Origin of the sequence: Rhodococcus sp. Leaf225 (assembly GCF_001426145.1) — a bacterium.
Classification (GTDB): domain Bacteria; phylum Actinomycetota; class Actinomycetes; order Mycobacteriales; family Mycobacteriaceae; genus Rhodococcoides.
In genome coordinates this window covers 1-7019 of sequence record NZ_LMRN01000018.1, presented here as the reverse complement: position 1 = coordinate 7019, position 7019 = coordinate 1, and the positions used below count along the sequence as shown (strand labels likewise).

The 7019-nt window shown below is 56.0% G+C and carries 3 protein-coding genes; all 3 read left to right on the top strand.

All coding sequences use genetic code 11. The features are described 5' to 3' along the window. Positions 1–2281: 2281 nt before the first annotated feature. The 3 genes from ASG69_RS22475 to brxC are packed head-to-tail and all read left to right on the top strand — an operon-like array spanning position 2282 to position 6907. A complete protein-coding gene (locus ASG69_RS22475; RefSeq protein ID WP_156380513.1) occupies positions 2282–2905 on the top strand; it encodes a hypothetical protein in 624 nt (207 codons plus the stop codon). Between the two features lies 1 nt (position 2906). Next, positions 2907–3458: a BREX protein BrxB domain-containing protein gene (locus ASG69_RS22155; protein ID WP_200933817.1), complete on the top strand. Its 552-nt coding sequence runs from the start codon at positions 2907–2909 to the stop codon at positions 3456–3458. 2 nt (positions 3459–3460) lie between these two features. After that, a complete protein-coding gene (gene brxC, locus ASG69_RS22470) occupies positions 3461–6907 on the top strand; it encodes a BREX system P-loop protein BrxC (RefSeq protein ID WP_162246754.1) in 3447 nt (1148 codons plus the stop codon). The last annotated feature ends 112 nt before the right edge of the window (positions 6908–7019 follow it).

Genomic DNA, 7019 nt, shown 5'->3' with positions numbered 1-7019 from the left:
TGATGTGCATATATCACTAGCTGACAAGCGGCTCGCGCGAGGACAGCTATGAGCGCCGACGATTTGTGCCGTTCCAAATCTGATGGACACCGTGAATTTTCGGTGAAATGCGTTCTAGTTGTAATCTAAGGGGGCTGATCGTAGATGCCTCGCAGCCAGCCGGCGAGGTCATGGCGGTAGTGGATCACCAGGCACGGGAACTCTTAGCTCGCTGTCTGGAAAAGCATGTCTTAAATCCGCTTGATGGATAGTTGGTGATGCTGCTCATCCGACTTTGGAAGCTCGGCATGGCGGGCGAATTCGGTAAAAGTCGAGGGTACTAATTGCATCACCAGACCTCGAGCGCTCGGACCGCAAAAAGTCTGATCCCGAAAACGACGACTCTGGAGCAACTTTGACAACACTGTTTGCGGCGGCGGGCGGCGCCCGGGGGCCACTGTGTGCGGTGATCGCTCTTCTAACCTAGGGCTATAAACAGCCGAAGTTCGTCCCGGATGCGGCTCGCGGCTAGGGGAGCCTGACTAGGTTCACCGGACAGTTCGGCTTGGGCGCTCAGTCCTGAGGTGACCAGGCAAAGGTAAGGCGTGATCTTAGCCCATTCGCGAGGAGTAGCGGATCCCGGAGTGGCGGCGGCGCGGTTTGCGCCATGCTTCAATTCATTCGAGAATCGCGGATGGAAACTATACTTTGGTTTCACATGATTGGTATCGAGCATCTCGCGATGCATGGCTGACCCGAACTACTCCATCAAGTTCTGGACGCTGAGGACCAGAGTAATAGTCCAGTGGGAGCTTTTCTTGCCACGGTAAGCGAATCCTGACTAACGAACTGGGTAGAGGAGGTGGCACCGATGTCTGAGGAGGGCATTAAATCCGCCTCAATAACGAGCGAGATCGTTAAAGGGCGTGAGGCTTGCGAATATATATGATTGTTTCAACATTCTGTGTCGCGCTATGGCGAACATACCGCAGTTGAACCGGCCGGAAGAATGATGTCCCCGCACGTGGGAGGTGCCTCCACCGCTCGTCCGCGGATTTGGTGCCGACGGGGTCCCTGTCGCGGTAATGCGTTGAGTTCTGGAGATCGCGCGTGAGGCTCCCCTTCTGTCGCTCGCCACACCGGTGATCGCCAGGGAACTCAAGGAGGAGAACCGGCAAACGGTTCGTTTCGGCGCCCACCGTGGACGACCCCGAGTTTGAGTATCGGTTCCGCGTCGATGAAGCTGCTGATGCCGGCCAGAGATGGCACCTCGCAGCGCGCGGCGGATCTGAGCGGCGAACAGGTGATCAGGTCCATTCGACAAGAAGCAAGGCACCAAGCACCTCCGTTCGGGCTCGCCGGTCCACGACGACCTCGTTGTCCGGAAAACCAACCGTCGACGAGCGGAACGGGCGGTGGCTTACTAGCATCACCCAGCGTGGCACCGGTGAGACCTTCTCCACTGACGCGGTCAAGGACGTATACACGAACCGGATCGTCTGTAACTCAACCCACTGGAGGATATAAGCCCGACTCGCGGCGGACGCCAAAGACTCCCTCGCCGACCGTGGTGTGCACGATGCGTTCCCTGCGGTGTTCGCAGCCGAGGCCGACCGCGAATCACAGTTTCGATTCGGCGCAATCGTCCAGACTCTGGTCCGGCAAGCGATGGCCGCATCGATGGGACTGGTCTGCGCCTTCAGCGACAAAACCGCGGTGGAATCGGTCTTTTGCACTGTTAAACAGTAAGTTCCTCGAAACGCTGGACGAGACCAGACGACCTGCGAAATCCAACCCCACCTGAATCGAACGCATCCCACCACTGCCGCAGGACCAAGCCGCGCTCGACCGACTGACCCCATGCAGTCTGGAATGCCTTCACAAGAAGGCGAGCCAACCGGTCTGTTTTAAGAACTCAACCTGTCACCTGACCGTACAGTAGTCCCACCTGCCGGGCCCGAAATGCTGCGTCGCCGCTCCACTCGCCCAGTGCCAATCTCTCGAAGTCGTGGATCAGCCAAACCGCCCACCGACTACGAGAACGTCCTCGTCTCAGCAACACGACCGCCGCTACCGACCTCAAGGTGGCCTGAACGAAGTCTCCACCATTACTAGGGCGGATCACGGTAGTGTCGATACAGCGTCTGTTGTCCGCAAACTTGGAGGGTGGTTGATGGAGGTCACGCTCAATGTTGTCGACCGACCTGGTGGGACCAACACGAGTCATACCATTGCAGTGGAGCTGCTAACGTCGCTTTGTAGTGAGGTCCCCGCTGGTGCTTCACGAGACGAGTATCGTCGCATGGCCATCGAAGAAAACCTTCTGGGTAAGGCGACAGCAGCGGGACGTAAGCGCGCCTACCGGTACCTCCGGGAGTTGTATGTCCTGGACCCGACCGAGCTGCTATTTCGATGTCTTCGTGACCTGTGGGACGAAGATCCGGCTGATCGTCCGCTGATTGCTGGCCTTGTCGCTTACGCGCGCGACAGCGTTTTCCGAGCTTCTGCGAACGCAATTTTCTCTGCAGAGCGCGGAGCAACTGTCACATCAGGCGACCTGGCTCAAGCTGTGACTACTTTTTATCCGGGTGTATATAGCCCGGCAACAGCAAACAAAATTGGACGCAATACAGGCTCGTCTTGGACTCAGACTGGCCACCTGGCTGGCCGCGCCCGTAAGACGAGAACCCAGGCGATGGCCGGTCCAGCATCTCTGGCGCTTGCCCTATTTCTCGGACATTTGCAGGGATCTAGGGGCCAGGCGCTTCTGTCAACTCCATGGATTGCATTTCTGGATGTTTCGAAAAATGAGATTGACGAGCTTGTAGATAAAGCAAGTGTCCGCGGATACATCGAGACTCGATCTGCGGGAAACGTTCTCGAGTTTGGATTTAGTCATTTACAGCGCCCAATGAAGGGGGCATGATTTGAGTGATATCGATTCCCTTGTCAAGGCTTATGGCCGGTTTGTTAGTTTGCCGTGGTCAAGAGAACTTGCTTATCAACAGAGGGTATGGATGGTGGTATATCCGCCCAAGGACGAGAGAAGGCTGCGGGCACGCGTGGGTGATTTCGAGATCGCCACAGTTAAGTCCGGTCACGAATGGCTCCTGATAGACTTGACTAATGCCTTCGGGACGTGGCTGGGCGCTCACCCATATCGCGAAGCTTATTTTGAGACTCCAGAGTATTTGTCGGATGCCGCACTTGAGGAGTTCGGAAAGCATGTTCGGGACTATGCCGTATCCTCGCTGATTTCAGGACAAGCGACGGTCGATACAGCGGTCATTTTACTTGGAGTCGGAACTCTATTTCCGTTCTACAGGGTGAGCCGTTTAGTCAACGACTTGGCTGAGTCGATCGAAGGACGGCTCGTAGTGATGTTTCCCGGTGAGCGCGACGACTCTAACTACCGTCTGCTTGAAGCCAGAGACGGCTGGAATTATCTAGCAACGCCCATCACAGCTACGGAGGACTAAAAGTGACCCTGAACAGGGAATTATTTGCTGAAGATCCTACTGAGAAAGACATACCAAATCTTGGAGTGAGCAAGGTCGGCAACCCGGCCAGTGACGCCGACTGGGCAGTTCTCCGATACGAACTCGCGAGCTTTGTTTGCGACGGTCAGTATGAGAGCGGACTCGATCGCATTCTTTCGACTTTTGTTGCAAATATCGGCCGGCAGCAACCGGCGGCTTGGATTAGCGGATTTTACGGAAGCGGCAAATCCCACCTTGTACGGGTGTTGGAGTATCTCTGGCGTGATTTTGAATTACCAGACGGCGCCTCTTCACGAGACTTGGTTGCAGTTTCGGACCGCGTAGGAATGAATCTTCGAGAGCTCTCTACCGAAGGTAAACGAGCCGGGGGTCTGTGGTCAGCAGCGGGGACCCTTGGCTCAGGAGCCGGCCACAGTGTACGCCTTTCGTTCCTGTCCATTCTTTTGAAATCCGCCGGGCTGCCGGAGCATTTGCCGCCTGCACTTTGCGCGATGTGGCTTCGAAGCGAAGGGATTTACGAAGCAGTTGCTAGTTCTGTAACGGCGGCAGGTGCAGATATCAGTCATGAACTTCGAAACCTGTATGTCTCGACGCACTTGGCAAACTCGATTCTTAGCGCACTGCCGAGCTTCGCATCTAGCCCTGGGGAGGTTCGCAATCAGCTTCGCGCTCAGTACCCCGAGAAAGCAGACATCAGTGACGCCGACCTACGAGAGATCGTTACAGAAATTCTTCAATATGTCTCGACTGAGCGTGGGAAATTGCCGTGCACTCTAGTGGTTCTTGATGAGATGCAGCAGTTCATCGCAGAGGATCCCGATCGCGCGCTGAAGGTGCAGAATCTTGTCGAACTCTGCTCATCGCACTTCGGCGGCTTGCTCCTCGTAGTCGCGACAGGCCAGTCGGCGCTGCAAAGTACCGCAACGCTGCAAAAGCTGACAGATCGCTTCAACACCCAGGTCCAGCTGTCTGACGCGGATGTTGAGAGTGTGATTCGGAAGGTGATTTTGCGCAAGCGGCCTGACAAATTGGGTGAGCTGTCCAGCGAATTGAGTCGGGTTTCCGGCGAGATTGATCGCCAATTGGCAGGGGCACGGATCGCGCCCGTGCCGGATGACAGGACATACTTAGAATCAGACTATCCACTGTTACCATCACGTCGTCGATTTTGGGAAGAGGTTCTCAGAGCAGTCGACAAGGGGGGAAAAGCGGGTCAGCTGCGTACGCAACTAAAGGTCGTCCATGAAGCAAGTCGCGCCGTCGCCCAGAGGCCAGTCGGGACGGTAGTGCCAGCCGACTTCATCTACGACCAGCAGACGGCAGGTATGCTCCAAACAGGAGTCTTATTGCGCGAGATTGAAGAGCTGGTGCAGAACGAACGGGCCAAGGGCGCGGCAGGTGCCATCCGTGCGCGCATTTTGGCTCTGGTGTTTCTGATTTCCCAACTATCGCGAGAAGGATTCGCAGACACAGGGGTCCGTCCGACCGCAGCGCATATTGCAGATCTACTGGTTGACGATCTTCGAGATTCGGGCGAGTCGCTGAGACGTGACGTTCCGAGACTACTTGAGGAATTGCGCTCAGAATCAAAGCTCCAGCGGGTCGATGATGAGTACCAACTCCAAACGCGTGTCGGGCAAGAATGGACCAAAGACTACCAGGCGCGACTGAACGCATTCCTCAGTGACTCAAGCGAGGTTGCGCAGGCCCGTGAACACGAATTGCGCGAAATGGTCAAGAAAATTGTACCTACTACAAAACAGCAAGGAATTACCCGAACTACACGTTCGATTACCACGCATTTTGGTGATTCCGAGCCTGCACAGGGTGTGATATCGTTCTGGGTTAGAACTGGGTGGGATATATCACGGAAGCAGCTGCTTGATCTCTCGACTAATGCCGGTCAAGATTCTCCGTTGATATTTCTCTTCTTACCGAAACATGAACCAGATGCGTTCCGGCAGGCACTCGGAGAATTAGCTGCGGCAAAAGAAACGCTGGCGACCCGGGCCCGACCAACGACGGCTGAAGGTTTAGCCGCGCAAGCCGCGATGGAGTCCACTCTGAAAACTGCGACGGGCAGATTGGAGACCATTGTCAATGAGGTCGTGGCCTCAGCCGAGGTCATACAGGCTGGGGGAAATCATGTTTCCGAAGGTAATCTGAAAAATTCAATCGACCGCGCAATTGCTCGATCATTAGACCGCACGTATCCCCGCTTCGCTGATGCTGACAGCGCAGGATGGGAAACGGTCGCTAACCGCGCACGCGAAGGTAATGCTGACCCCCTTGAGGCCCTTGGATTTAGCGGTGATGCCATACAACACCCCGTCTGCAAAGCCATCAGTGAGATGATCAGTTCCAGCGGCACTCCGGGCTCGGAGTTGCGCAAACATTTCGAATCAGGGCGTTTCGGTTGGCCGAGAGATGCGGTCAACGGTGCGATACTCGCATTGCTAACAGCGGGGGAAATTTCAGCGGAAGACAGCGGTACCCCCACTACGGCGCGCGAAATCAACACATCGAGAATTGGAAAGCTCACGTTCCGACGTGAAGACGTAAATGTCACTCTCGCAACGCGAATGGCTGTGCGCCAGGTTCTCACGAAGGTGGGTATTCAGTTCGAAAGCAACGAAGAGGGCGCAGCGTCGTCGATGCTGCTCCAGACTCTGAGCACGCTCGCATCTTCCGCGGGTGGAGAGCCGCCACTACCCGTCGCCCCCTCAAGAGCGCATCTAGATGAGCTGCGCGGGCGGAAGGGCAACGATCTATTGTCAGCAATAGCTGATCAAAGGGTCGTTTTACTCAAAAATTTCACCGAATGGTCTGCACGAGCGCGGCTCAAGCAGGCGCGCCTCGATGCTTACGGAATCGCGCAACGGCTCGCGGGATACTGCGTCGGAATTGACGCGGCGGCTCCCGCTATTGACCAGGTCAGCGCGATAATGCGTGACCGTCTCTTGTTAGCGGAACCAGACCCCGTGCTACCGGTAATCCAGGAGCTCGCTCAGACGCTTCGAGGGGAAGTGGACCGCAGCCTCGAGAGAATGGCTGACGGATTGTCGTCGGTTATGGACCAACTCGACGATGACGACAGCTGGGGGCATTTGACTATCGAGCAGCGCGGTCAGCTTCTGCAGCTCAACGATTTAAGCCCGGAGCCTGAACCAGATCTGCGTACAGTCTCGTCCATATTGCTGTACTTGAGCGAACGGCCTTTGGGGGGTTGGGAGGACCGTCTGCAAGCGTTGCCGACTCGTCTGATGGCGGTTCGCGAAGCTGCGGCGAAGTTGCTTGAACCGACTGCCGTCAAGTTCTCAGTTCCCAACGCGACACTTCGGTCGGAGGAAGACGTACTAAATTATGTGAGTTCACTTAGGGACGCTTTGTCTGCTGCCCGTGCTGAGCACGGTTCGATCGTTGTTTGAGAGGCGCCCAATGTCTGCTGTGCTGTCATCTGTCCGTCGTAGAGAACTTGAGATTGCGGTAGTTCGTGGGCGGGAGTTGGCGGAGGCGGGTGCGCGAGTTGCGTTGGACCAT

Excerpts from the sequence above, each read along its gene's own strand:
- ASG69_RS22475 (WP_156380513.1), top strand. The coding sequence starts at position 2,282 with ATGGCCATCGAAGAAAACCTTCTGGGTAAGGCGACAGCAGCGGGACGT.